The organism is Acetobacter sacchari (assembly GCF_017377715.1).
GTDB classification, from domain to species: Bacteria; Pseudomonadota; Alphaproteobacteria; order Acetobacterales; family Acetobacteraceae; genus Acetobacter; species Acetobacter sacchari.
In genome coordinates, this window is the sequence record NZ_JAFVMF010000001.1 from 105,277 (window position 1) to 130,240 (window position 24,964).

Here is a 24,964-nt window from a genome sequence, read left to right on the forward strand (position 1 = left end):
CGGATTATCGTGGAATGAATCTGGATGCCCGCGTGCGGGAAAGGTGAATGACGAGCGTGCGTAGAAAACAGTCTTTATATGGCGTAGGATTATTCGCTGCGCTGTCGCTGGCCTGGCCTGCTTCTGGCGCGGGAGCCGGCGATTCTCACCGGGGCGGGACCTTGCGGCTTGTCGCGGCGAGTTCTGGCGGGACGCTCGATCCGCAGATCGGATATTCGGCGCAATATATAGACCTTTTCGCAGGGGTTTACGATGGGCTGACAGGATTTCGCAAAGTGCGGGGCGGCGGTGGGGACGGGGTCGTCGCGGACCTTGCCGAAGCTCTGCCTGCGCCGCAGGATGGCGGGCGAACCTGGGTTTTCACACTGCGGCGCGGGGTAAAGTTTTCCGATGGGCGGGAGGTGACGGTCGATGACGTCGTTGCGTCGATGCGACGTATTTTCCTTGTCGGGTCTCCCACCGCAGGATCGTTCTATTCGAGTATCGTCGGCGCCGACACGTGCCTGCGAGACACCGCACGCTGCACGCTGGACGGGGGCGTCGTGGGCGATGCGGCCGCACGCACCATCACCTTTCACCTGAAGGAGCCCGACGGGGAGTTTCTTCAGAAACTGGCCTTTACGCACGCGAGCATTCTTCCTGCCGATACGCCGCCGCATGACCTCGGCAACACGCCTGCGCCGGGGACCGGGCCTTATCGGGTCGTTTCCTACGACCCAAACAGGTTTCTAAAGCTTGAGCGCAATTCATTTTTCAAGCTGTGGGACGAGGAAGCGCAGCCGGACGGATATGCGAACGCGATTCTCTATACGTTCGGCGTGCCAGACGAAGCGGCGGTGACGGCAGTCGAGAACGGTCAGTACGACTGGATGTACGACCCGATTCCGCTGGATCGTCTCGGGGAACTGGGCGCGCGGCATACCGCGCAGACGCATGTCGATCCACACCCGATGGCGTTTTTCGCCCCGATGAACGTCAATATTCCTCCATTTGACAACGACAAGGCGCGACAGGCGGTCAACTACGCCATGGGACGCAAGGCGATGGTCATTTTCTATGGCGGTCCGGCGCTCGCGCGTCCGCTGTGCGATATGATCCCCTCGTCGATCGATGGGCACACGGACGCCTGCCCTTATTCGGCAGGCGCGGACTTCGATCACCCCGCGCCACGTTGGGCTGCGCCCGATATCGCCAAAGCGCGCGCACTGGTGCGTGAAAGCGGCACGGCAGGGCAGAAAGTGATTGTTGTGGTCGGGAACGGAACTGTCGATCTCGCGATGGGGAATTACCTGCGCAATACATTGCAGGATATCGGCTATCAGGCTTCCGTGCGGGCGCTCAGTCCAGGCGTCATGTTCTCATATATCCAGAATAGTTCAAATCATGTGCAAATTTCGATCAAATCCTGGGCGGCGGATTATCCGTCACCTTCGAACTTCCTCGACGATTTGCTCGGGTGTGAAAATTTTCACCCTGGGTCGGACAGTTCGATCAACATGCCGGGATTTTGCGACAAATCCATTCAGGAGATCATGGATCAGGCGAGATCTGACGCTACGTTGACACCTGAGCGCACGCTGGCGCTCTGGAGGCAGGCTGACGCCCGTTTGATGCGGGCCTCTCCCATCGCGCCTATTATCGAGATCAACGCCGTGTCGCTGACTTCTCCGCGCTTGGGTAACTATTTCTATACGAATGTCTATCAGTTACTGTTTTCGAAAGTATGGGTGCAATGAGGGGCGAAAGAATATCTGACGGCGGCGATTTTCGCCTGAAGGAGTCGGGTATTTTCTTTCGTGGGGCAGGGTGTTGGTTGTTTCGCCGTCCTGTCTTTTAGGGCGGTCGTTCAGATGGATCAGAGAACTCTCTGTTTTGAACGCAAAGTCCCGATCGACTATTGTCTGCGGCAGTGCGCGTAACGTAGTCCGCTCAAAAAGAAAAAAGCCGGACGAGCCGGCTTTTTTCCCACATGGCCCGGTTGACCGGGTCGATCTCGACGGAGATCAGTTGCTCTGAGTTGTCGAGGAAGCAGCCTTCTTCTTGTGGTGATGGTGCTTCTTGCTGTGGTGCTTCTTGGTCGTTGGCGCGGCGGCGTCGGTTGCCGTCGGAGCCGTCGTCGCTTCGGCCGGCGCAGCGGGGGTTGTGGCCGCAGGCGCAGTCTCAGCGGGAGCGCTGGCCGCAGGCGCCGTCGCAGCAGCGGTCGGATCCGTGGCGGTCTGAGCGAAAGCCGGAGCGACGCCGGTCATGGCGATCAGGGAGAGCGCGGCGAAAAGACGAGTTGACTTCATGATAGTCTCCAAAATACAGCGCCTGCTCGGGAGTCGAAAGCCCACGATCGCGAGTGTCGACCGGTAGAGAGCGGCTGCGGCACCCGTAACACGAGGCGCGTTATTTCGTCTCGAATTAAGTTTTGATAATGATGGACGCTTCTGGCAAGGATTGCCTTAATTTTATCATATTCGTTCATGCGAATACTTATCGTGGCGTCATGAAAATGTCATTCAGTGGCGTGCAAAGACGATTGCCTACTGAATTTGTATCACGTCATTTCGTACGTCTATCCTTGTGTTGTATAGAAATTTTCGATTTTTTGGTCCGCACAAAAGTCCAGATTAATTGTATATCTCAGCCGGGATGGAAGGGCTTGTGCGTGTTTGTTGCGTGAGCCCGTCGCGGCGACGAAAAATGCGCTGTGCTATCTAAAAGCGTCGGCCGGTTTGGGGCGCCCATACGGCTCTGTTTCGCTTTGCATTCATTGTCCGCGTTCGATGCCGGATGGCGTCGCTGGCATTGGGCCGCGCCGTTCACTCCGATATCAGTCCAGAACGAAATCGGAAACTGCGTAGCCCTGTGCGAATAAGGCCGTCCGCAAAGACGTGTAGTCGATGCGGTTGCCGATTTCCTGACGCACGACGGGCTTTGCGTGGAAAGCCAGACCAAGTCCCGCCGCCCGCAACATTGGCAGGTCGTTCGCCCCGTCGCCGATGGCGAGGGCGGCGCTGTCAGACCGCCCGTCGAGAGCCAGAAGGCGTCGCAATTGCGCCAGCTTGGCATCCGGGCCGAGGATGGGGTCCTCCACGGTTCCGTCCAGTTGGTCTCCGGTTACGACCAGCCGGTTGGCGTGATGTTCCGAAAAGCCGCACAGCTTCGCGACCCGTGCGGTGAAAAACGTGAAGCCGCCGGAGACGAGGGCCGTGCGCGCGCCGTGCGCGTTCATGGTGGCGACCAGCGTGCGGGCGTCTTCATTAAGGCGCAGGCTCTTCCAAGCCTCTTCCAGCAGGGAGGACGGCAGTCCTGCCAGCACCGCGACCCGGTCACGCAAGGCGGTCGCAAAGTCGATTTCGCCGTTCATGGACCGGCGGGTGACGGCGGCGACGTCTTCTCCCACGCCGGGGCGCAACGCCTCTGCGTGGGCTGCGATGTCGTCCAGCGTTTCGTTCGCCACCATGGTGCTGTCCATGTCAGCAACGAGAAGCTGCTTGCGCCGCCCGTCGGCGGGCGTCATCAGAACGTCGATCCGACGGGAGGCCAGCGCGGCGCGAATCGTTTCGAAACGGTCGTGTGGCAGGCGGGGGCAGGCGATGTCCTCCGCCTCTTCGGCTGACAGCGTGCGATCCCTGCGTCCTTCGCTGAGAGCAAGGGCAGTGTCGATGTCGGCGGTGGAGAGAGCGGTCGTTCGCCGGTCGGCGACCAGAGTCAAAATGCAGTCCATGGTAAAAATGCGTGTGGCAGGGATGGCGGTGTGAGGCAAGGCGACAAACCCGAGAACGTTTCGCGGTCGGATAGCTCTGGATCGCGTGCGCGCGTCGCGCTGATCGTCGCCGGGCCGACCTGTTCGGGCAAATCCGCTCTGGCGCTCGGCGTTGCGGAGCGATTGCCCGGCGTCGTGATCAACGCGGACTCGATGCAGGTTTACCGCGAACTTCGCATTCTGACTGCGCGTCCGACGCCAGAGGAAGAGGCGCGGGTTCCGCATCGGCTGTACGGAGTGCTGCCTGCAAGGGATGTCGGTAGCGTCGCGTGGTGGCGGACCGAAGCCCTCGCCGCCATGGAAGCTGCCTGGGCCGAAGGCCGGACGCCCGTGCTGTGCGGCGGCACGGGAATGTATCTGCGTGCGCTGATCGAGGGGCTCGCCGAAGTGCCCGCGCCGACGGCGGAGGCGCGCGAGGAGGCGCGCCTCCTCGCGCTTGAACCGGCGGCGCTGCATGCGCGCCTTCTTGAGGTCGATCCGGAGACTGGTGGGGAACTGCGTCCGAGCGATGCGCAGCGTCTGGCGCGCGCCTGGGAGGTCTGGCGTTCTACAGGGCGTGGCCTCGCCTGGTGGCGAGGTCAACCCGGCCTGCCCCCTGCGGAGTGCCGTTTTCTTGCGGTGCGGCTGCACCCGGATCGCAGTGAGCTTCGCGCCGCCATCGCCCGGCGGTTCGATGTGATGATCGCGGCGGGAGCGGTGGAGGAAGTGCAGCGTCTGCTCTCTTTCGGACTCGACCCGGCCTGCCCGGTCATGCGGGCGCATGGCGTGCCGGAACTGACGGCGATGTTGCGGGGCGAGTTCGACGTGACCGAAGCGCGCGACCGCGCAGTGCTGGCTACTGGGCGTTACACGAGGCGTCAGGCCACGTGGTTTAACCATCACGCTCTGGCGAGCGAGGGTGATGTGATTACAATCGAAAAGAGAATTGGCGATGACGCGCAATTTATGGAAAGAAAAATAACGTCGATTGTATCTTTTGCGAAAGAGGCGATTGACGCGGCCGGGGAGCAGGGTTAAACCCGCGCTCCCTGTCGGGTTTTCCGGCAGGTCAAATCGCCATGGCGCCGCCGGATGGAGAGGCGCGCCGGGCCAGATACCGAATGAACGTCAGCGCAATCAGACGCGCCGTCGAACGTCGGGGGAGCCAGAGGACAATGAACGCCGCCACTCAGACGACCGCCGCCCAGCCCAACGCAAGCACGACGCTCTCCGGCGCCGAAGTGCTTCTGCGCGCGCTTGAGGAGCAGGGCGTCGAGGTCGTCTTTGGATATCCTGGCGGCGCAGTCCTTCCGATTTACGACGCCCTGTTCCAGCAGGACCGAATTCGTCACATTCTGGTCCGCCACGAGCAGGCCGCCGTGCATGCGGCGGAAGGCTACGCCCGTTCGACAGGCCGCGTGGGCGTCGTGCTGGTGACCAGCGGTCCCGGCGCGACCAACGCCGTGACGGGGTTGCTCGACGCGCTGATGGATTCCGTGCCGCTGGTGTGCCTTTCGGGGCAGGTGCCGGTGCAGTTGATCGGTAACGACGCGTTTCAGGAAGCCGACACCACCGGCATCACGCGACCCGCGACGAAATACAATTACCTTGTGAAGAAGCCGGAAGATCTGGCCCGCACGGTGCATGAGGCGTTCGAGATCGCCCGTTCCGGTCGGCCGGGTCCGGTTCTGATCGATCTGCCGAAGAACATCACCGTTGGTCCGGCCCCTTATGCGCCGCCTTCGACGCAGGGTCGCCGGTCCTACCAGCCGCGGGTCGAGCCTGACCGTGAGGTAGTGCGCGAAGCGGTCGCGGCGATGCGTAAAAGCAAGCGTCCGCTCTTCTATGTGGGCGGCGGTGTGATCAACGCGGGACCGGAGGCGTGCGAGGCGCTGGGGCGCCTTGTGCACATGACCGGCTTCCCCTGCACGTCCACGCTGATGGGCCTTGGCGCGTTTCCTTCCAGCGACCCGCAGTTCGTCGGCATGCTCGGCATGCACGGAACTTACGAGGCGAATCTCGCCACGCATGATTGCGACGTGCTGATCGCTCTGGGGTCGCGTTTCGATGATCGCGTGACGGGCCGCGTCGATGCGTTCTCGCCGCGTTCCTTCAAGATTCACGCCGATATCGACCCGTCGCAGATCAACAAGATCATCACCGTCGACATCCCGATCATCGGCGACGCCGGTCGGACGATCGCAGCGATGATCGAGGAATGGGAGCGAGCCGAAGGCCCGGCGCCCGATGCCGCTGCCCTGAAGAACTGGTGGGAGCATATCGAGGGATGGCGCGCGCTGGACTGCCTGCGGTTCACGCAGGACCCGGCGCCAGACGCGATCATCAAGCCGCAGAAGGCGATTCAGCGCATCTACGAACTGGCTCTGGAGACGGGGCGCGACACCTATGTGTCTACCGAAGTCGGTCAGCATCAGATGTGGGCGGCGCAGTTCTTCAAGTTTGAGCAGCCAAACCGCTGGCTGACCTCCGGCGGCCTCGGCACGATGGGCTACGGCCTGCCCGCGGCGGTCGGCGCGCAGCTCGCACATCCGGATGCGCTGATCATCGACGTCGCGGGCGAGGCCTCCACCCTGATGAACATTCAGGAACTGGGCACGATCGCGCAGTACCGCCTGCCGGTGAAGCTGTTCATCATCAACAACCAGTATATGGGTATGGTGCGGCAGTGGCAGGAATTGCTGCACGGTTCGCGGTATTCGGAAAGCTACAGCTCTGCGCTCCCTGATTTCGTGAAGCTGGCCGAAAGCTTCCATGCGAAAGGCTTCCGCGCACGCACGATGGCGGAACTCGACGACACCATCCGCGCGGCTCTGGCGCATGACGGCGCTGTGGTGGTCGATCTGTGCGTGGCCGAGGGCGAGAACTGCTTCCCGATGATCCCGTCGGGCGCCGCTCACAACGAAATGATCCTTGGGCCGGAGCAGGAGGCGCAGGGCGCTGTCGTGACGAACGAGGGCAAGATGCTCGTCTGACATAGTCGCAGGCATCGCCTTGCGGCGTCGGTGTTGGACCGTCGCCGTCGGGCTTCCCTCCCGCGCGCGGCAGGTTTCCGCGCCGGGACGCCCTTTTCTTTTGCCGCCGTGGCGAGTACAGGCCATCAATTCTCGTCGCGGGGCGGATCGCGGATCAAAACGATGAAACACGCAGCAGGGGCGTCGTCAGCGACGACCTCCACCTCTCCTTCGGGACGTGACAACGACGAATACCGCGCGGTGATTTCCGTGCTGGTCGACAACGAAAGCGGTGTTCTCGCCCGCGTGGTCGGTCTTTTCTCCGGCCGCGGCTACAATATCGAGAGCCTGACCGTGGCTCCGGTCGAAGATGACGGCGCCCGCTCGCGCATCAACATCGTCACCTCCGGCACGCCCGCGATCATCGAGCAGATTCGCGCGCAGCTCGATCGCCTTGTGCCTGTCTGCCGCGTCGCCAATCTGACGACGCTTGGCCCGCACATCGCCCGCGAAATGGTTCTGGTGAAGGTTGTCTCCACCGGAGAGGCGCGCACGGAAGCCCTGCGCATCGCCGAGGCGTTTCGCGCCCGCGCCGTCGACACCACCGCAAGTTCGTTCGTGTTCGAGCTGACAGGCGCATCGGAAAAGCTGGACAGTTTTGTCGAGCTGATGCGCCCGCTCGGGCTGGCCGAGGTTTCCCGCACCGGCGTCGCAGCCCTGACCAGAGGGCCGCGCTCGCTCTGAGGATACACCCATACGACTGACGGCGCGGGACGCGTTCCCTGCGCCGCCTCGTGAAGATTTTCAACGAAAGGTAGAATGAAGATGCGTGTCTATTATGATCGCGACGCCGATGTGAACCTGATCAAGTCCAAGAAGGTCGCGATCCTCGGTTACGGCAGCCAGGGCCACGCCCACGCCAACAACCTGAAGGACAGCGGCGTCAAGGACATCGTCATCGGTCTGCGTCCGGGCTCCACGGCGATCGCCAAGGCCGAAGGCGCCGGCTTCAAGGTCATGACGCCGGACGAGGCGGCGAAGTGGGCCGACGTCGTCATGGTTCTGACGCCGGACGAGGGGCAGGGCCAGCTCTACAAGGACTCGCTTGAGAAGAACCTGAAGCAGGGCGCCGCCATCGCCTTCGCGCATGGTCTGTCGATCCATTTCCGCATCATCGAGGCGCGTCCTGACCTCGACGTGTTCCTGATCGCGCCGAAGGGCCCCGGCCACACGGTGCGTTCCGAGTACCAGCGCGGCGGCGGCGTGCCCTCCCTCGTCGCGGTGGCGCAGGACGCTTCGGGCAGCGCGCTCGAAATCGCTCTGTCCTATGCTTCGGCCAACGGCGGCGGCCGCGCGGGCATCATCGAGACCACCTTCAAGGAAGAGGTCGAGACGGATCTGTTCGGTGAGCAGGCGGTTCTGTGCGGCGGCCTCGTCGATCTGATCCGCGCCGGGTTCGAGACGCTGGTCGAAGGCGGATACGCTCCCGAAATGGCGTATTTCGAGTGCCTGCACGAAGTGAAGCTGATCGTCGACCTGATCTATGAAGGCGGCATCGCGAACATGAACTACTCCATCTCCAACACCGCCGAATACGGCGAGTACGTCACCGGCCCGCGTCTGATCACGGCGGAGACGAAGGCGGAGATGAAGCGCGTTCTGACCGACATTCAGGACGGCACGTTCGTTCGTAACTTCCTGCTGGAGAACCAGTCCGGCAACATCGGCTTCAAGGCCATCCGCGCCCGCAACAACGAGCACCAGATCGAAGTCGTCGGCGAGAAGCTGCGCGCGATGATGCCGTGGATCGCGAAGTCGAAGCTGGTCGACAAGGCGAAGAACTAAGACACATCCGGCGGGGGAGGGCGGCGCTCTTCTCCGTGGTTGTCGGGCCTGCGACGCTTTGCTGCGTCGTGGGCTTTTTTATGGGGTGATGGTGTGTTTGAATACGCCTGCTTTGTCCTCGAAGCTGACATCTCGGGTGTCAGACGATGACGACGATCTTTCCAATCTGTTCGTTTGACTCAAGAAAGCGGGTGGCATTTTGAATCTCATCGAAAGGAAAAGTTTTCGAGATCAACGGGTTCAGGGAGCCGTTTCCAAGGCCAGAAAGAATGAATGTCTTTGCGCGCGCAAGCATATCGTCATCATCGACTATTTCATTGTAGAGATAGCCCTTTAAAGTAAGGCTTTTGCCGAGAACTGTGAATTGCGGGAATATCCCCGTATCCGGACTAAGGGCGCCATATTCGAGCAGAATGCCTCGGTGAGCCATTGCTTCTGTCAAAATGGCGATTTCCGGCCCGCCGATAGGATCGAATACGACGCGCGCGCCCTTACCCTTCGTGAGTGCCATGACAGTTGTGACCAGATCTTCTTCTGCCGTGGCGATGACGTGATCAGCACCAGCATCGAGCAATGCCTGACGTTTTACGCTACTTCGCGTCGTTGCAATGATCTTGGCTCCCACGGCATGAGCAATCTGAAATGACGCTATGCCGACACTGCTTGACGCTGCTGAGACGATCACGAAATCCTCGCTTGTCAGCTTCGCCTGCTCAATCAACGCGCCCCAGGCTGTGACATACATCATCCATGAAGCGGCCGCCTGCGTGAAGGACAGATTGGCGGGATGCTTCACGACATGGCGGGCTGGAATGTTGATGAGTTCCCCATACGTACCCCAGCGGGCCATGTCTTCGGTCGGAATGACGCTGACCGCATCACCGATGGAAAACCCGGTAACGTTGTCTCCAACTGCCTCGACTGTGCCCGCAGCTTCATAGCCGAGTCGGCTCGGAAATGCCGCTTTCTGGACATAGGCGTTCCGCCGGAACATCACTTCGGCGCGGTTTAATCCGATCGCCTTGACGGCGATCCGGATTTCATAGGCAGCTGGCGGCGCAACGTCGATGTCCTCGATATGCAAAACATCTGCATCACCAAATTCGCGGAAACGGACAACACGTGACATGGCGCGTTCTCTCCTCTCAGGACGTAGAGTCAGAAAATGTGGCGGCGGAGGCCGCCATCTCACACATATCTAGGCGCGTCATCCCTGGATCAGAACCGCCGATATCCTGATTTCATTGTTATGAGTATCGATAACAATTAAGGTGTCGAGCATGGATTTTATTCAACAGCTTCGGATCTTCGTCGGTGTTGCAGAGCAACGCAGCTTTGCCCGGACTGCGGAAGCTTTGCGGCTGACTCGTCCCGGTGTGACAAGCGCGATTAACGCCCTGGAAGACAGTGTCGGAGTGCGCCTTCTGCACCGGACCACCAGACGCGTTTTGCTCACAGGTGAAGGAGAGCAGCTTTATGAGCGGGCTATACAGTTGCTTGCTGACGTCGATGATGCACAAGGTCTATTCGGTGGCTCAGGCGAGCGCCCGCGCGGCAGGTTGCGAGTCGATATACCTGTCGCGATTGCTAAGCCTTTTATTATTCCTGCGCTCCCGGACTTCATTCGATCTTATCCAGATATAGAAGTTATTTTGGGAGTTAGCGATCAGCCAGTCGATTTACTGGTCGACGGAGTGGATTGTGTAATTCGTCTCGGAAAATTACCTGAATCTAGTATGGTAGGCCGAGTTATCGCGCAGATGACAATAGCGATTTGTGGATCTCCAGAGTATCTCGCAAGGTATGGTTTTCCTAAAACCTTTTCTGATCTCGTTAATCATCGTGCAGTTAATTATTTTTCTGGCCGTGGTCATCGACCGATGCCTTGGCAGATACCTGATCGCGATGGGGTTCGCGAAATCACGCTCAAAAGCGGCGTGCTGGTGAACGACACAGAAGCGTTCATTGCTTCCGCGCTGGCCGGAATGGGGCTTGCACAAGGTCCCGGCGCCTGCATGGCGGATCACCTCGAAACGGGAAAACTTGTCGAAGTCTTGCCCGAAGAGCGGAAGTTGCGTCGACCGCTTTCGATCATGTATCCGGCCCGTCGACATCTTGCGCCACGTGTTCGAGCATTCATTGAGTGGTCGGAGCATATTATGACGTGTCAGAAAAGCGAATGGATTTCCCCAAGGTAGGCGGGACCGGTGATCTTTTCATGATTTTTACACAATAGCCGGCGTTCTGCTTCCACCCAATGCCTGTCATGCCCTTCGCCACGGTGTGGCGCTGACGCATCGAAGCCCCATATCACCTGCGAACTCCAAGCGCCTCCAGCATACGCACGAGATCGGCCAGCGATCTGGCCTCCATCTTGCGCATTACCTTTCCCCGGTGAACCTTGACTGTGATGGTCTCGATGCCGAGTTCAGCCGCGATCTGCTTGTTCATCAGGCCGGAAACCGCCAGCGTCGCCACGTCTTTTTCGCGGGGGGTCAGCGTCGCGTAGAGCGCGTCGAGGGCGCTGCGGCTGCTCTGGGCGCGCAGTCTCTCCCGGTCGGCGGAAAGCGCCTTGTCCAAAGCTGCGAGGAGAGCGTCGTCGGAAAACGGCTTGCTGAGAAAATCCACAGCCCCCTGCTTCATACTGCGCACGGCGGAAGGAACGTCGCCATGTCCGGTCATGATGACGACCGGCAGAAGGATATCCTCCGCAAGAAGCCTCTCCTGCACCTCCAGACCGTCTTCTTTTTCCAGCCTGATATCCAGCAGCAGGCAGGCGGGGGTAAGCGGGTCGTAGGCGTCGAGAAAAGCAGAAGAGTTTTCGTGAATAAAAATCTCGAAATTTTCCGAACGAAGCAGGCTGTCGAGGGAGCCGCGAACATCCGCGTCGTCGTCGACGACATGCACCCGGCCACGCATTGTCATCGTGATTCCTCCAGAACAGGCCATTGGAGTTCGACGGAAGCTCCGCCCTCGGGACGATTGTTCACGTTAAGGCGTCCTTCATGCGTTTCCATGATTGTTCTCGACACAGACAGGCCCAACCCCACGCCGCCTTCCTTGCTGCTTATGAACGGAGCGACGCCGTCCTCCAGAAGTTCTGGCGGAAAACCCGTTCCGCTGTCTTCAACGGTCAGCGTCAGGCTCATTCGAGATACATCCTTCGCCGCACTCAGTATAAGGTTTCGTGGACGGTCGGAGACCGTGCTCATGGCCTGGGCGGCGTTCAGCATGACGTTCACCAGCACCTGATGAATCTGCACCCTGTCGCCGACGAAATACAGATCCGGCGCAGTGACGTGGTTCTCGACGCGGACGCCATAGCGCTGAAATTCGGACGAAAGGATTTCGACAGTCTCCGTAATGACGTTCGCAAGAGAGAGCTTTTCATGTTCCGGCGTCTGACGGCGACTCATGGCGCGGATACGCTGGACCACGCGCGCCGCGCGTTCACCTGTGCTGACGATGCCGTCCAGACACCGCCCGACCTCATCCAGATCAGGCGCGTCGCGGCGAAGCCAGCGTCGTCCGGAGCGGGCGAAAGTCACTGTCGCCATAAGAGGTTGATTGATTTCATGCGCCACGACCGCCGTCATCTGTCCAAGCGCGGAGATGCGCGATGCGTGCGCGAGGTCCGTTTGCATCTGTTCCACCCTCATGCGCGCCTGATTGCGTTCTGTCATATCCACTGCGGTGACGAGGATCGTGTGGCTTTCTCCGTATTGCGCGCCATGGCTGACGGTGAACGCAACGTCTCTCTGGCAGGATTCCCTTGGCATGACCCTGCATGACAGTTCCTGCCGGACGCCTTCGGCGAGCGCGCGAATAATCGCGTCGCGGAACAGTCGGCGGCCTTCGTCATCAAGGATCTTCGTAAGATCGGCGGCGTAGGCTTCTTTCGGGCCGACAAGACGGTCGGCGGCTTCGTTCTGCGCCATAACGATGGCGTCTGCTCCACGGGAGTCGGTCGACAATTCAAAAATCGGTACGCCTGCGCCGTTGAAAATCGCCTTGTAACGACTTTCCGATTCCATGCGCCCGGCCTGCGCGAGACGTTCCTGCGTGAGATCGGCGCTAAGCTCGATCACGCCGCCTTCGCCGCCATATTCGCCCACTCTTCCCATCCATGTGCTGGTGAGGATCATGGGGCGGCCGTCCCTGTCCAGCCGCGTAATTTCTCCGGACCACAGCGCGCCCGGCGCAAGGCGGGGGGCGCTTGTCGCGGGGAAAGACGTCTTGAGCAGCGACTGGACTTTCTTGCCCAGAGCTTCGTCTCTCGACCAGCCATAAAGACGGGTCGCGCCTTCGTTCCAGTCGATGATCCTGTCGTCGTTGTCCCGGATGATGACCGTATCGTGCGTGAGAGCCAGCCACAGGCTCTGTTCCGAGAGCCGGGAACGTCCCGCCTGTGCGCGACGTGACAGGAAGGTGGCGACCGCAATCGCGATCAGGCTGATGCCGAGCCGGATATAGGCGCTGTTGAAAGACTCCCCGTAATGTTTGATCAGAAAGGAGAGCACCGCCAGCGCTGAATAGGTTGCTCCGGCGGCGACGATAGTGCGGGCGCTGCCAGCTTCGGCGATGAACAGGATGCACAGGACATACAGAACCGCCAGCGCGTCATGCGTCGATACGACCGTGCTGAAAAGAAAGACGCCGATGCTCAGGATCAGAACGATCAACCATCGTGTCAGGGTCATGGCGATGCGCTTTTCCTGTTTCCGGCCTGTCTTCTTCCACGATGTCAGTTCAGACGTCTGAACGGAGGCGCGAAACCTCAGGAGCCTATGCCATGGAGAGACCGCCGTCATCCTGAACCGTGGCGCAATATCGGAGAACGGGTCGAGCATCCGCTTTAGTACGCTTTGGCGTTTTACTTCGTCTATTCAAGGAAGCGGGAGCATGAATGAACACGTCCCTGTTTCAGGCGTGTTTCCGCTGTCCGTTTTTTCTTTGGATAGTCGTTCAAACCGGTGACGACGCAGAGGCGGGCTGTGAGGGAACTACGGCCCGTAGCAGGTGGGTGCGCCACTGTGTGAGAATGTGGCGACGTTTCGGAATGGAACTGACGCGGTTCGAAAAGCGCGTCAGGCGCCTATTCTACGCGACTGCGCCTCTCCGGCGCATCAGGGAGATAACGGAAAGTGGCGCATCGGTCGTCGCCGGGTATTGGAAAACCGTAGCGGACAATAAAAAATCCCCGCAAAAGCGGGGATTTTCATCAAACGCGATCTGCAAATGGCCGTCTGTGGCGCTTACAGAGCGGCGGCCAGCTTGGGAACGACGTCGAACAGGTCTCCGACAAGGCCGTAATCCGCGACCTGGAAAATCGGCGCGTCTTCATCCTTGTTGATGGCGACGATGACCTTGCTGTCCTTCATGCCCGCCAGATGCTGGATCGCGCCGGAAATGCCGACGGCGATGTACAGCTCCGGCGCGACGATCTTGCCGGTCTGGCCGACCTGATAATCGTTCGGCACGTAGCCTGAGTCCACCGCGACGCGGGATGCGCCGATGGCGGCGCCCAGCTTGTCGGCCAGAGGCTCAAGCACGGTCTTGAAGTTCTCGCCGTTCTGCAGCCCGCGGCCGCCCGAGACGATCACGCGAGCGGACTCCAGTTCCGGCCGGTCGCTGGTCGGCGTTTCGGCGGAAACGAAACGCGACGTGTCGCCCGCAGCAGGAGCGGCGGCGTCTTCGATGGCGGCGGAACCGCCTTCCGCCGGGGCAGGGTCGAAGCTGGTCGCGCGGATGGTGAGCACTTTTTTGGCGTCGGCCGATTTGACCGTGGCGAGTGCGTTGCCCGCGTAGATCGGACGAACGAACGTGTCGGCGTCGACGATGTCCAGCACGTCGGGGATCGGCTGCACGTCGAGCAGGGCGGCTGCGCGCGGCAGCACGTTCTTGCCCACGGACGATGCGGCGGCGACGATGTGCGAGTAATCGCCAGCAAGCGACACGAGAAGATCGGCCAGAGGTTCGGCCAGCGTGTGCGCCAGAGCGTCGTTCCCGGCCTTCAGGACCTTCGTCACGCCGGGGATCTTCGCGGCTGCGTCAGCGCTGGCGCCGACGGATGCGGCGTCGCCGACCACGAGGGCATGGACCTCGCCCAGTTTGGACGCGGCGGCGATGGCGCTGCGGGAGGCCTGACGAGCGTGACCGGCTTCGGTCTCGACAAAAACAAGAACGGTCATGATCAGATCACCTTGGCTTCGTTACGCAGCTTCTCGACAAGCTCCTCGACGGAGCCGACCTTGACGCCGGCCTTGCGGGCGGGCGGTTCGGCGACGGAGACGACGGTCAGGCGCCGCGTCGTATCGACGCCGAGGTCGCTGGCCTGCAGCGTCTCAAGCGGCTTCTTCTTCGCCTTCATGATGTTGGGCAGGGAGGCATAGCGCGGCTCGTTCAGGCGCAGGTCGGCCGTCACGATGGCGGGCAGCGCGATGGAGACGACTTCCGTACCGCCGTCGACTTCACGCGCGACTTCGGCGCGGCCGTCGGCCAGTTCCACCTTGCTGGCGAACGTGCCTTGCGGCCAGCCGAGCAGGCCGGCCAGCATCTGGCCGGTGGCGTTCATGTCGTCGTCGATGGCCTGCTTGCCGAGGATCAAGAGATCGGGCGTCTCGCGCTCGACGATCGCCTTTAGGATCTTCGCGACCGCAAGCGGCTCCGGGCTTTCTTCCGTCAGCACCAGAATGGCGCGGTCCGCGCCCATCGCCATCGCCGTGCGCAGCGTATCCTGCGCCTGCTGCACGCCGATCGACACGGCGACGACTTCTGTCGCAGCGCCCTTCTCGCGCAGCCGCAGAGCCTCTTCGACGGCGATTTCGTCGAACGGGTTCATCGACATCTTGAGACCCGCGGTCTCGACGCCTGTCCCGTCTGCTTTCGGGCGGACCTTGATGTTGTAATCGACGACACGTTTTACCGGGACGAGAATTTTCATGGTCTTCTTGCCTGATACCCGTTGGCGGCGGTGCGAAGCGGGGTCCTGAGGACGCCCCTGCATCGCGCCGCCTGAGAAAATGACTGCCCTAAGCGACAGAAGGTCTAGCGTACGGCGGCCGGGAAATCACATCCCGCCCGGATAGTTCGGACCGCCGCCGCCCTCGGGCGTGCACCAGTCGATGTTCTGCGCCGGATCCTTGATGTCGCAGGTTTTGCAATGCACGCAGTTCTGGGCGTTGATCACCAGACGCGGATCGCTGGCCTCGTCTCCGACTTCGTAAACGCCCGCTGGGCAATACCGGCTCTCCGGCGCGCGGAAGACGTCCCAGTTCACCGTCTTCCACAACGCGGCGTTGCGAAGCTTCAGGTGAACCGGCTGGTTTTCCTCATGGTTGGTGTTGGAAAGGAAAACGGACGAGGGTTTATCGAACGTGATCTTTCCATCCGGCTTCGGATAGGAGATCGGCTGCGACGTGCTCGCTGGCGTCAGGGTCTCGTTGTCGGCGTGCCTGAAGCGCAGCGTCCACGGAGCCTTGCCACGCATCACCATGGCGTCGAAGCCAGAGTAGAGTGCGCCGAGTTTCGTGCCCCAGCGGGAGAACGCGGGCCGCACGTTGCGGGCTGTCTTCAGCTCGTCATACAGCCACGATCCGCGCACGCGGCTGGTGAAGGACGCGGGCTCGACCTGCTCCGTCTTCAGCGCATCGGCCACGGCCTCGGCGGCCAGCATGCCGGACTTCATCGCCGTGTGCGTGCCCTTGATCTTGGGCGTGTTGAGGAACCCCGCACTGTCGCCGATCAGCGCGCCGCCGGGGAACGTCAGGCGAGGAATCGACTGAAAGCCGCCTTCCGACAGGGCGCGCGCGCCGTAGATCAGGCGACGTCCACCCTCGAAATGCGGCTTGAAAACAGGGTGCAGCTTCGTGCGCTGCATTTCGTCATACGGCGAGATCCAGGTGTTCTGGTAGTCCAGCCCGGTGACGAAGCCGTAGGAGACGAGGTTTTCGCCGAAATGGTAGAGCCACGCGCCGCCATAGGTATGGTCGTCGAGCGGCCAGCCGAAGCTGTGCAGCACGAGGCCGGGACGGTGGTTCGCGGCGGGAATCTCCCACACTTCCTTGATCCCCAGCCCGTAGGTCTGCGGATCGACGCCCTTGCGCAGGTCGTAATGCGCCATGACCTGCTTGGTCAGTGAGCCACGGCAGCCTTCGGCGAACAGGGTGTATTTGCCGCGAAGCTCCATGCCCTCTGCATAGTTGGGGCCGTGCTCACCTTCACGCGTCACGCCCATGTCGCCAGTCGCGACGCCGACGACACGGTTCTGTTCGATCAGCACTTCGGAGGCGGCGAAGCCGGGATAGATCTCGACACCGAGCGCCTCTGCCTGCTCCGCCAGCCAGCGGCACACCTCGCCCAGGCTGACCACGTAATTTCCGTGGTTGGCGATGTGCGGCATCACCTTCTCAAGCGCCGGAACCTTGAAGCCGCGCGATTCGGTGAGGAAATACATCTCCTCTCCCGTCACCTCGGTCTTGAGCGGCGACCCGAGATCACGCCAGTCGGGGAGAAGTTCCTCCAGCGCCCGAGGCTCGATCACCGCGCCGGAGACAATATGTGCGCCGATCTCGCTGCCTTTTTCGATCAGACAGACAGTCGCGTCCGGCGCGACCTGCCGCAGGCGGATCGCAGCCGCCAGCCCCGCAGGCCCTCCACCCACGACGACGACATCGAAATCCATCGCCTCGCGTGTGCTCATAGCTTCCTTACTCCGTCTCCGTTGCCCGGCGGGCGCCTCCGCAGTGCAAGGCGGTCCCACCGCGCGGTTCGTCGGCTCCCACGCTCCTGGGAGCCCGTTTTCGCCGCAAAAGTCTTCTGTCGCGGTTCCTCTGACACAGGGCAACCGCTTCGTCGATACGTCGAAGACCAAGACGCCTCCAGACACAAGACTGATTCGCGTTAGAAAACGGACAGGTCAACCGTCAGGTTGCAACCTGACGAATGCGGAAACAGGGGGCAGTAGGGGAAGTTATGAGAAACCGGCATACGCCGACGTCAGGCGTCGGCACGACGCATGCCCGCCGCTACGTCACCTCGTGACGCGCAGTTCGGGCGTTGTCGGATAATTTTCGGCCGTGCGTGCGATCAGGAGGCCGGACCGAAGGCGAGTTCGTGAGTCGCCCGCCACGTCGAATCGACATAATTGACGATCAATCCGCGCCGCAGACCTGTGATCGGCCGCGCCGCGAAACCGTGCCAGGTGTCGTCACCCGGTACGAACAGTGTGCCGGTGTTGAAGCGTCCCGAACTGCGTTTGGCGGGAGCGCCATCGGGCGTCATCAGGTCTGTGCCCCACTGCTCCGCGTCTGCGTGGGTGGACAGGGACACAAGAAGGGTGAGCTTCTTGGCGCCGATATCGGTGTGCGGTTCCAGCCAGAAACCGTCGGTGTCCAGACTCAGTTCGAGCCTGAGCGCCGTGTGGTCGAGGTCCGCGCCGCACATTGCAGAGATCGCACGCCGGGCCTCTGCGCTGTCCAGCACCTCGGCCATTTCGTTCAGGCGCTGATCGCGAGCCCGCGCGCCGGGTTCGACGAACACGCGCGCGCCGTTGCGAGTTTCCCGTCGCCCGCCGGTGTCGCCCGCCGTCTCGCCTGCGGCGGCCTCCCAGGCAACCAGAGCGTCACAGGCGGGCTTCGGCAGAACGTTATCGATCGTCCAGTGGCGGAACGGGTGGGTCGAGACCGTCGCAGCCGCGAGCGCATCCTTGAAACTTGTCAGAAGCGCCGCGTCGGACGTTGTGTCTGTGTTCGTCATGTCGTCTTCCTTACTCGCTCGCCACGCGCCGTGCAGCCCCAGCGACCGGAATGTGGGCGCCGGCGTGTAGCCAAGGGGGCGGCGTGGCAGAGCGGCGTGGCGCCTCACGACAACGCGAAGCGCGACCACGCCGCGATCCTGCTCCCGTGGCGCGCGACAGGCAAGCAGCGTTCAGGCGGTTGGGTCGGCACGTCCACGCATGTCGCTGTTCACCCCACATAAAACGCAAACCTGTGCATGCGTCATCATGCCTGGCCCGTCAGGCAGGCCGAGCTCCGCAGCATCATGAGACTGGGGCCTCGGAGGGAAATTAGGTCCGAAGGCGTATGCTTGCAGCGCGTGACCAAAGCCGCCGGGCGTCGACGGCTTCGGGGTGATTGATAAGGTGTTACAAAATCAGCTGACCGGACGGATGGACGCAGCACAAGCTCTCGCGTGTGGCTCGGACAGCGGGATGTATAGCTCTCGCGAAGAGTGGTTGTCGCCGTTACTCGCCAAGCACTGCGCGGGCGCGGTGGACCACTGTTTCGTATTCCTCGTCGCTCAGTTCGCCCCGGCGATGGAACTCGCTCGCGCGCGCCAAAGCGTCACGGGCATGACTTGCGTCCGGTATGGGGTAGCGTCTTCCCGGCAGCGCAAATGCGTCATCGGGCAATGCGTCCCGCTCGGCCTTGCTCAATTTCGACATGGCAAGCTTGCTCCTCAGGACCGGAGGTTTGAGCCGTCCTATTTCGATTCGGACAGTGCGGCCTCTTCGATGGCGTCGAGTTCCGCCATCGCAGCTTCAGGGCTCAGCGTCGGCACGTCCGACGCCGACGGGAAGGCGTTGGCCTCAGGCGTAGCCTGCCCGACGTTCAGATTTGCGACCACGCGAAAGGCCACGACCACGGCCAGAGAGCCAAACAGGACGCATCCCAGCGATTGCCCGATCTGCACGCCCGGCGCGCCGTAACGCGCGCCGACTGTGACGAACGGAATGGTTCCGAGCGTCGCGCGTCCCCAGTTGAACAGCGTCGAATAGATCGGGTGGCCGAGATTGTTGAACGCGGAGTTGGCCACGAACAACATGCCGACAAACAGGTAGGAAGAAACCGTCCAGGAACAGAACAGGTGGATCAGCGTCGCGCCGTTGCCCGTGGCGTGGAAGCCCGCCACCAGCAGGTTCTGGATGAGCGCGAGCACGATCCAGGTTGTCGCGACGCACAGAGCGACCAGCGTCAGCGACGCCCGTAGCACTTCACGCACGCGGTCGAGTTTCTTCGCTCCGAGATTTTGCGCCATGATCGGCCCGACCGCGCCGGTCAAGGCGAAAACGAACGCGAACGCCACGACGACGATACGCTCGACGGACGCCTGTCCGCCGACTGCATCGAGCCCGAACCGCGCCATGTTTCCCGTCACGTAAGCAGAGCCGACCGGCGTGGCGAGGTTAGTGAGAATCGCGGGGCCGGCGATGGAGGCGACGCGTTTCGTGTCTCCCGGGATCGCATGCAGCTGCGGCCTCCGCAGCAATCCGTGCGCCCCCGCACCGCGCATGCCGAGCATGAGCACCGCCAAGCGGGAAAGGACGGAGCTTATGGCCGCTCCGGTCAGTCCCTCATGCATGCCAAGGATCAGCGCCGGGTCGAGGATCGCTGCGACGATGGCGCCGCCCAGCGTCACGTTCATGGAGCGTCTGGCGTCGCCGACGGACCGCATAAGCGCGGAGCTGGACATGCCGAGCGCTACGAACGGCAAGAATGGCGAAACGATGTAGAGGAAGCGCTCCGCCTGCGTCAGCGCTTCTCCTGATGCGCCGAGAAGCCGCAGGATCGGGTCTGCGAAAAGCGCCGTCGCAACGCCCAGCAGCAGCGTCAGGACGAACGTGGTGGTCATGAAGGAGGAGGCCACGCGTTGCGCAACGTCGAACCGGCCTGACCCGATCTCTCGCCCCACGCAGGCGCCGAGACCAATCGTCAGTCCGATGGACACCGCGATCTGCACGCCGCCGATCGCGCTTGCGAAACCGATCGCGGCGGTCAGCGCCGGATCGCCGAGATGGGCGATATAGATCATGTTCAGCAGATCGACGGCGAAGACGGCCATAAGGCCGATGGCGCCCGTTCCCGCCATGACCATTACGTGCCGCATGATGCTTCCGGTGACGAAGCATGCGCCGCGTCCCGGCGCTGTCTTTCCGCTCATTGAAACCCCGTCCGCCTGCGAGCGTCCCGCAGCGGCTCCGACTGTCGTTGTCACAAGTATGGCACGTTCGCGCTTCAGCGCGAATGCTCGATTGCGCATTGCGGACAGTAAATTGAGGCTCCACGATGACGGGGGAGCGCCATAAGGGCTGCTGCGCGGGGCGGAGCCTGAATTTCATGACGTCGAATATTATATTGATATAGAAACGATATGCCGCGCTCCATGCCGCCTCGCGTTTCCGCAAAGGATGCTTTTGATGACGACGCCCCTGTTTCTGTGGTCCGCGACACGCATGGCGGGAGCGATTCGCGCTGGCGAAGTCTCCGCGCGCGAATGCGTCCGGGCCGCTCTGTCGCGTGTCGAAAGCCTCAATCCCGGCCTGAACGCCGTCGTGCAGTTCATGGCGGAGGACGCCCTCCGTCAGGCGGACGATGCGGACCGTGTGGCGCGTTCGGGTTCGGAGGTCGGCCCGCTGCATGGCGTGCCGATCACCATCAAGGTGAATGTTGACCAGAAAGGCTACGCCACCACCAACGGCGTCGTCGCGCTGCGGGACGCAGTTGCGCGGGAGGACTCACCTCAGGTCGCATCGTTGAAGGCGGCAGGCGCCATCGTGATCGGGCGGACGAACACGCCCGCATTTTCCATGCGCTGGTTCACCGACAACGCCTTGCATGGCCGCACGGTAAACCCATGGAATTCGGCCGCGACGCCGGGAGGTTCAAGCGGTGGGGCGGGGGTCGCGGTGGCGACGGGCATGGGGGCGATCGGGCACGGCAACGATTACGGCGGATCGATACGATATCCGGCTTATTGCTGCGGGGTTGCAGGGTTGCGACCGTCTGCTGGTCGCGTAGCCGCGTATAACCCTTCTTCGAGTGTCGAACGCAGCCTGACCAGCCAGATGATGTCGGTGCAGGGGCCTCTGGCGCGCTGTGTTGCGGACTTACGCCTCGCCCTGCAGGCGATGGCGCGCCCAGACCCGCGCGACCCCGGCTATGTGCCCGCGCCTTTGGATCACGTCGGGTCTGTTCGCTCGGGCAAGCGCGTCGCCGTGTTCCGCGGGACCGATCCCGGCGCGACGGATCCGGCGTCGCTCGCCGCACTGGATAGGGCCGCCGCCGCGCTTTCCGAGGAGGGATACGTCATCGAAGACGCCGCGCCGCCGCACTTCGAGGACTCCGCCGCTCTGTGGGCTGCGCTGGTTTTCAACGATCTCAGCGGCGCCGCTTTCGAAAAAATGAGCGAACTGGGGGATGAGGCTTTGCGGCGCACGCTCGCCTATTCGGTTGGCGTGACGAAAACGTTGGACCGGGAGGCCTGGGCGGCGTGTTTCGCCCGTCGGCTCACGTTGGCGCGCGAGTGGTCGCTCTTCCTCAACGCCTATGACGTCCTGCTGACTCCCGTGTCTTTTGCGCCGCCGTTTCCCGTCGATCTCGACGTGCGCTCGCAAGAGGATTGCGTTGCGACGCTGCGCGATCAGGCGCCGTTGCTGCCGGCTGCGCTTTTCGGTCTGCCTGCGTTGTCGGTTCCCACCGGCGTCGTTGGTGGCTTGCCCACGGGCGTACAGATAACCGCGGACCGTTTCCGCGAAGATCTCTGCCTGATGGCGGGGGAGGCGATTGAACGCGCCGTCGGCCCGGTCTGGCCTGAGCTTTACGCGCGGGAGGCGGGGGTTTGAGCGCCGCCGCCCGTCTTGGCGTCGGGTTGGGAATCCCCGCCGTCGCGACGTTGGCCCTTATTCCTGTTGTTGGCCTTGTTCATGGGACAATCTTGGGATTTCCGGTCGTGATCGCGGCGTCGCTGGCGGTTTTCGCTCTGACCAGCGGATGTATGGCGATCTGCTGGCTGGTCTGGGACCGGAAGGCGCCTGATCGTCCTTGATTTCGGATGATCCTGACGTTGTGGGAGCGTGCGGCGCGTCGTGATACTGACGCGCCGTCGGTGAACAGGGGAGTTGCTTTCCTGTTTGAAGGGTGACCCGGGCCTAGAGCTGGTAAGCAAGCCCCAGGCGTAGTTGGACAGTGTTTGAGCGTGTCCCGGCGCGCGACGCTGAGGTGTACGTTGTGTCCCCTCCAAAGGCGCCAATTGCAGAAAAACTCGCGCCGCTGGCTGTCCTCCAGATATCGGGAGAGTGGGTATGTCCATAATCCATGTACGCGTATCTTACACCGCCGGTCAGGTGGAGCCGACGAGTCATCCGGTAATCAAGCGCGACGTCCCCGCTCCACTCCGGTCGGGCTCCGTTGGAGCCATAGACCAGATCAGCACTCCCCGCATCGAGATATTCCGCCCAGCCGGCGCGCCCACGGATAACCAGTCGCTTCGTGAGGGCATAATCCGCATGCAGGGCAAGTCCAACATACCCTAGGCCCAGAGTTGTGAACGAGTTTCCGCCGCCGGCCGAGTATCCACCCTGAAATACCGGGGTAAGCATCAGCCTGTCATGCGCAAGTTGAAATCCCTTTCCGATCTCGCCGGTGACATTGATCGTATTATGCGTAAAGTTGTCGCGATAACGTGCTGCTCTTGCCGAACGTCTGCCGCCGTATACATTTGTCCAGACATAATCCTGTTGCGCCGACATATCCCCACTACCAAGGTTGAATATGCCTGCGGCGTAGAGGTTTCTGACCCGCCCGATATCGAACATGTATTGAGCATCGGCCCGGAAGCCTGGCCGCCAGCTTGTCAGGTGCGCGCGCGAAGAGGTCCGGTCGCTCCAGTCGTTTTGTGCGAAGTAGCGCGACGTGATCGCGGTGTTCAGGCCAGCTGCTCCAGCGAGCGCATCATAATTCCCGGTGATCGACAGGCCGACCTCGCGGTTGACAGCAACGACGGGCGACGTATCCGCGAACGCATTGGGCGTTGTCACAAATGCGCCGAATGACGCCGCCGCACATGCGGCGCCAAGCGGAACGATCTTTGCAATGGCGTGACGTAGTCTGGAACTCATGAAAAACTCCCCGTGGCGCAAATGCGTCCGGCAGGGAATGCCACAAGTCTCAATCATGAAACAGTGTCATAGTTTGTCACTGTTGGACATATTGTGTTGATTTCATATCCTGGCGTTTGGCGGTCATGGCACGGTTCTTTCTGGGCGCGTATATCGGATAGATGCTGCAATAATTGGTTGTCGTATAAGTATAATTTCAATTATTTAGATGAATTATTGGCATATGTTGTCATAAGAAGAATTAATTCTGCAATTCTGTTATTTTCTTGAATTGGTCGTAAATTACCGATTGCGGTTCATTTTCTCTGTTGGGGTTTGTCGAAATCGCACTGCCTGAGCGGGCGGAACCTTCTGTGCCTGAGGCGAAGGCTGCTCGCTGGCTAAAAACTGTCAATCAATCTGCTCAGGGCTGGATGAGCACGTGTATCTGCAAATCATGCAATCGTGCCTCCAGGCGCTTCGACCGTTATTCACATAGACGGCCATCTCCCGGCGTGCTTCAGAGACGACGCTCCTGAAACAAACCGAAGAGACCTAGCGTCATGTTCGCCTTAATCGCCCGCAAAACGTTCTTTTCGCCTGAGGAAATGGCGTTGCTGGGCATTACGGTCCTGTGGGGCGCGACTTTTCTGATCGTGCATACGGCGATGCAACATTGCGGACCGTTGTTCTTCGTTGGACTCCGGTTCAGCATCGCCGGAGGGGTGAGTCTGCTCCTGTTCCTCCGAACGATGCGCGCCGTGACCGCGAAGGAAATAGGCGCAGGAGCCTTGATCGGCGTTTCGATTTTTCTGGGATACAGTCTTCAGACGTACGGACTGGAGACGCTCGATGGCGGTATTTCCGCATTTCTGACGGCGCTGTACGTGCCGATTACGCCGCTGCTGCAATGGGCGGTGATGAGGCGGCGTCCTAAGCTGATGACGTGGGTCGGCATAGGGTTGGCGTTCACGGGGCTGCTGTGTCTGACGGGACCGGGCGCCATGTCCGTTGGGCTCGGGCGCGGAGAAATCGCGACCTTCGCTTCGGCCTGCGCAATCGCGGCGGAAATCATTCTGATCGGACGTTTCGCATCGAAGGTGGACAGTGTCCGGGTGACTGTCGTGCAGCTTCTGACTGTTGGCGTCCTGTCATTCGTCGTCATGCCTGTCGCCGGAGAGCAGGCGCCATCATTCTCATGGGTGTGGCTGGAGGCGGCTGTGGGGTTGGGTCTGGCGAGCGCGCTCATCCAGTTGACCATGAACTGGGCGCAGAAGGCGGTTTCGCCCGCGCGGGCGACCATCATTTACGCCGGAGAGCCCGTGTGGGCGGGTCTCGTTGGATGGTTCGCAGGTGAGCATCTGCCTCCGCTCGCCATTCTGGGCGCGGCGTTCATCGTGGCGGGCGTTGTGGCCAGCGAATTAAAGCCACGCCGTCCAAAGACAGCTGCTGCGGCTCTGTAATCGGCCAGGCGCGCCATCCGGGCTTCTGGCGAGAGGGGAGAATTATTGAGCGAATCTTGATGGTGGATTTGAGTTTTTT

22 protein-coding genes are annotated in these 24,964 nt (G+C 61.5%); 10 read left to right on the forward strand and 12 right to left on the reverse strand.

The window, feature by feature from the left end; all coding sequences use genetic code 11:
• Positions 1–47: 47 nt before the first annotated feature.
• On the forward strand, positions 48–1,736 hold the full coding sequence (locus J2D73_RS00465) for an ABC transporter substrate-binding protein (protein WP_207878357.1): 1,689 nt from the start codon (positions 48–50) through the stop codon (positions 1,734–1,736).
• A 267-nt stretch (positions 1,737–2,003) separates the two neighbouring features.
• Here J2D73_RS00465 and J2D73_RS00470 read toward each other — a convergent pair whose 3' ends face one another.
• Entirely contained in the window at positions 2,004–2,288 is a 285-nt protein-coding gene (locus J2D73_RS00470; protein ID WP_207878359.1) for a hypothetical protein, read from the reverse strand.
• A 527-nt stretch (positions 2,289–2,815) separates the two neighbouring features.
• Positions 2,816–3,712 (reverse strand): phosphoserine phosphatase SerB, encoded by an 897-nt coding sequence (serB, locus tag J2D73_RS00475; RefSeq protein ID WP_207878361.1) that lies wholly within the window; start codon positions 3,710–3,712, stop codon positions 2,816–2,818.
• A 30-nt stretch (positions 3,713–3,742) separates the two neighbouring features.
• Here serB and miaA point away from each other — a divergent pair, with 30 nt between their 5' ends.
• From miaA to ilvC, 4 genes are all read left to right on the forward strand, one after another.
• On the forward strand, positions 3,743–4,768 hold the full coding sequence (gene miaA, locus J2D73_RS00480) for a tRNA (adenosine(37)-N6)-dimethylallyltransferase MiaA (RefSeq protein WP_207878363.1): 1,026 nt from the start codon (positions 3,743–3,745) through the stop codon (positions 4,766–4,768).
• A gap of 137 nt (positions 4,769–4,905) precedes the next feature.
• Entirely contained in the window at positions 4,906–6,723 is a 1,818-nt protein-coding gene (gene ilvB / locus J2D73_RS00485; RefSeq protein ID WP_207878365.1) for a biosynthetic-type acetolactate synthase large subunit, read from the forward strand.
• 162 nt (positions 6,724–6,885) lie between these two features.
• On the forward strand, positions 6,886–7,446 hold the full coding sequence (gene ilvN / locus J2D73_RS00490; protein WP_035376147.1) for an acetolactate synthase small subunit: 561 nt from the start codon (positions 6,886–6,888) through the stop codon (positions 7,444–7,446).
• 81 nt (positions 7,447–7,527) lie between these two features.
• Positions 7,528–8,547 carry a ketol-acid reductoisomerase gene (gene ilvC / locus J2D73_RS00495; RefSeq protein WP_026396933.1) on the forward strand — a complete coding sequence of 340 codons (1,020 nt, stop codon included), beginning with the start codon at positions 7,528–7,530 and terminating at the stop codon, positions 8,545–8,547.
• 139 nt (positions 8,548–8,686) lie between these two features.
• Here ilvC and J2D73_RS00500 read toward each other — a convergent pair whose 3' ends face one another.
• Positions 8,687–9,676, reverse strand: coding sequence for a zinc-dependent alcohol dehydrogenase family protein (locus J2D73_RS00500; protein ID WP_207878367.1), 990 nt, complete (start codon positions 9,674–9,676; stop codon positions 8,687–8,689).
• A gap of 151 nt (positions 9,677–9,827) precedes the next feature.
• Between J2D73_RS00500 and J2D73_RS00505 the strand changes: the two genes are divergently transcribed.
• A complete protein-coding gene (locus J2D73_RS00505) occupies positions 9,828–10,745 on the forward strand; it encodes a LysR family transcriptional regulator (RefSeq protein WP_207878369.1) in 918 nt (305 codons plus the stop codon).
• A 112-nt stretch (positions 10,746–10,857) separates the two neighbouring features.
• On the opposite strand, the gene J2D73_RS00510 is transcribed toward J2D73_RS00505, so the two are convergent.
• The 6 genes from J2D73_RS00510 to J2D73_RS00535 form a co-directional block, all read right to left on the reverse strand.
• Positions 10,858–11,472, reverse strand: a complete 615-nt coding sequence (locus tag J2D73_RS00510) for a response regulator transcription factor (protein WP_207878371.1) — start codon at positions 11,470–11,472, stop codon at positions 10,858–10,860.
• The gene (locus J2D73_RS00515; protein ID WP_207878373.1) at positions 11,469–13,247 is read right to left on the reverse strand and encodes a PAS domain-containing sensor histidine kinase; all 1,779 of its coding nucleotides are present in this window, start codon (positions 13,245–13,247) and stop codon (positions 11,469–11,471) included. The genes J2D73_RS00510 and J2D73_RS00515 overlap by 4 nt, the downstream gene beginning before the upstream one ends.
• Before the next feature lie 555 nt (positions 13,248–13,802).
• Positions 13,803–14,738, reverse strand: coding sequence for an FAD-binding protein (locus J2D73_RS00520; protein ID WP_207878375.1), 936 nt, complete (start codon positions 14,736–14,738; stop codon positions 13,803–13,805).
• A 2-nt stretch (positions 14,739–14,740) separates the two neighbouring features.
• Positions 14,741–15,490, reverse strand: a complete 750-nt coding sequence (locus tag J2D73_RS00525; protein WP_207878377.1) for an electron transfer flavoprotein subunit beta/FixA family protein — start codon at positions 15,488–15,490, stop codon at positions 14,741–14,743.
• Positions 15,491–15,616: 126 nt separating this feature from the next.
• On the reverse strand, positions 15,617–17,248 hold the full coding sequence (locus J2D73_RS00530) for an electron transfer flavoprotein-ubiquinone oxidoreductase (RefSeq protein ID WP_243429502.1): 1,632 nt from the start codon (positions 17,246–17,248) through the stop codon (positions 15,617–15,619).
• Between the two features lie 386 nt (positions 17,249–17,634).
• Positions 17,635–18,303: a 2OG-Fe(II) oxygenase family protein gene (locus tag J2D73_RS00535; protein WP_207878379.1), complete on the reverse strand. Its 669-nt coding sequence runs from the start codon at positions 18,301–18,303 to the stop codon at positions 17,635–17,637.
• Between the two features lie 96 nt (positions 18,304–18,399).
• On the opposite strand from J2D73_RS00535, the gene J2D73_RS20965 reads away from it, so the two are divergent.
• Positions 18,400–18,525 (forward strand): hypothetical protein, encoded by a 126-nt coding sequence (locus J2D73_RS20965; RefSeq protein WP_279380870.1) that lies wholly within the window; start codon positions 18,400–18,402, stop codon positions 18,523–18,525.
• A gap of 265 nt (positions 18,526–18,790) precedes the next feature.
• Here J2D73_RS20965 and J2D73_RS00540 read toward each other — a convergent pair whose 3' ends face one another.
• Entirely contained in the window at positions 18,791–18,991 is a 201-nt protein-coding gene (locus J2D73_RS00540) for a hypothetical protein (protein ID WP_086644505.1), read from the reverse strand.
• A gap of 38 nt (positions 18,992–19,029) precedes the next feature.
• A complete protein-coding gene (locus J2D73_RS00545; protein ID WP_243429503.1) occupies positions 19,030–20,487 on the reverse strand; it encodes an MATE family efflux transporter in 1,458 nt (485 codons plus the stop codon).
• Between the two features lie 256 nt (positions 20,488–20,743).
• On the opposite strand from J2D73_RS00545, the gene J2D73_RS00550 reads away from it, so the two are divergent.
• Both J2D73_RS00550 and J2D73_RS00555 read left to right on the forward strand, forming a co-directional pair.
• On the forward strand, positions 20,744–22,168 hold the full coding sequence (locus tag J2D73_RS00550; protein WP_207878381.1) for an amidase: 1,425 nt from the start codon (positions 20,744–20,746) through the stop codon (positions 22,166–22,168).
• Positions 22,165–22,371 (forward strand): DUF3311 domain-containing protein, encoded by a 207-nt coding sequence (locus J2D73_RS00555; protein ID WP_207878383.1) that lies wholly within the window; start codon positions 22,165–22,167, stop codon positions 22,369–22,371. The genes J2D73_RS00550 and J2D73_RS00555 overlap by 4 nt, the downstream gene beginning before the upstream one ends.
• Positions 22,372–22,474: 103 nt before the next feature.
• Here the strand turns inward: J2D73_RS00555 and J2D73_RS00560 are convergent, their stop codons facing one another.
• Positions 22,475–23,443, reverse strand: coding sequence for a hypothetical protein (locus tag J2D73_RS00560; RefSeq protein WP_207878385.1), 969 nt, complete (start codon positions 23,441–23,443; stop codon positions 22,475–22,477).
• A gap of 542 nt (positions 23,444–23,985) precedes the next feature.
• Between J2D73_RS00560 and J2D73_RS00565 the strand changes: the two genes are divergently transcribed.
• Positions 23,986–24,885 carry a DMT family transporter gene (locus J2D73_RS00565; protein ID WP_207878387.1) on the forward strand — a complete coding sequence of 300 codons (900 nt, stop codon included), beginning with the start codon at positions 23,986–23,988 and terminating at the stop codon, positions 24,883–24,885.
• Positions 24,886–24,964 lie beyond the last annotated feature (79 nt).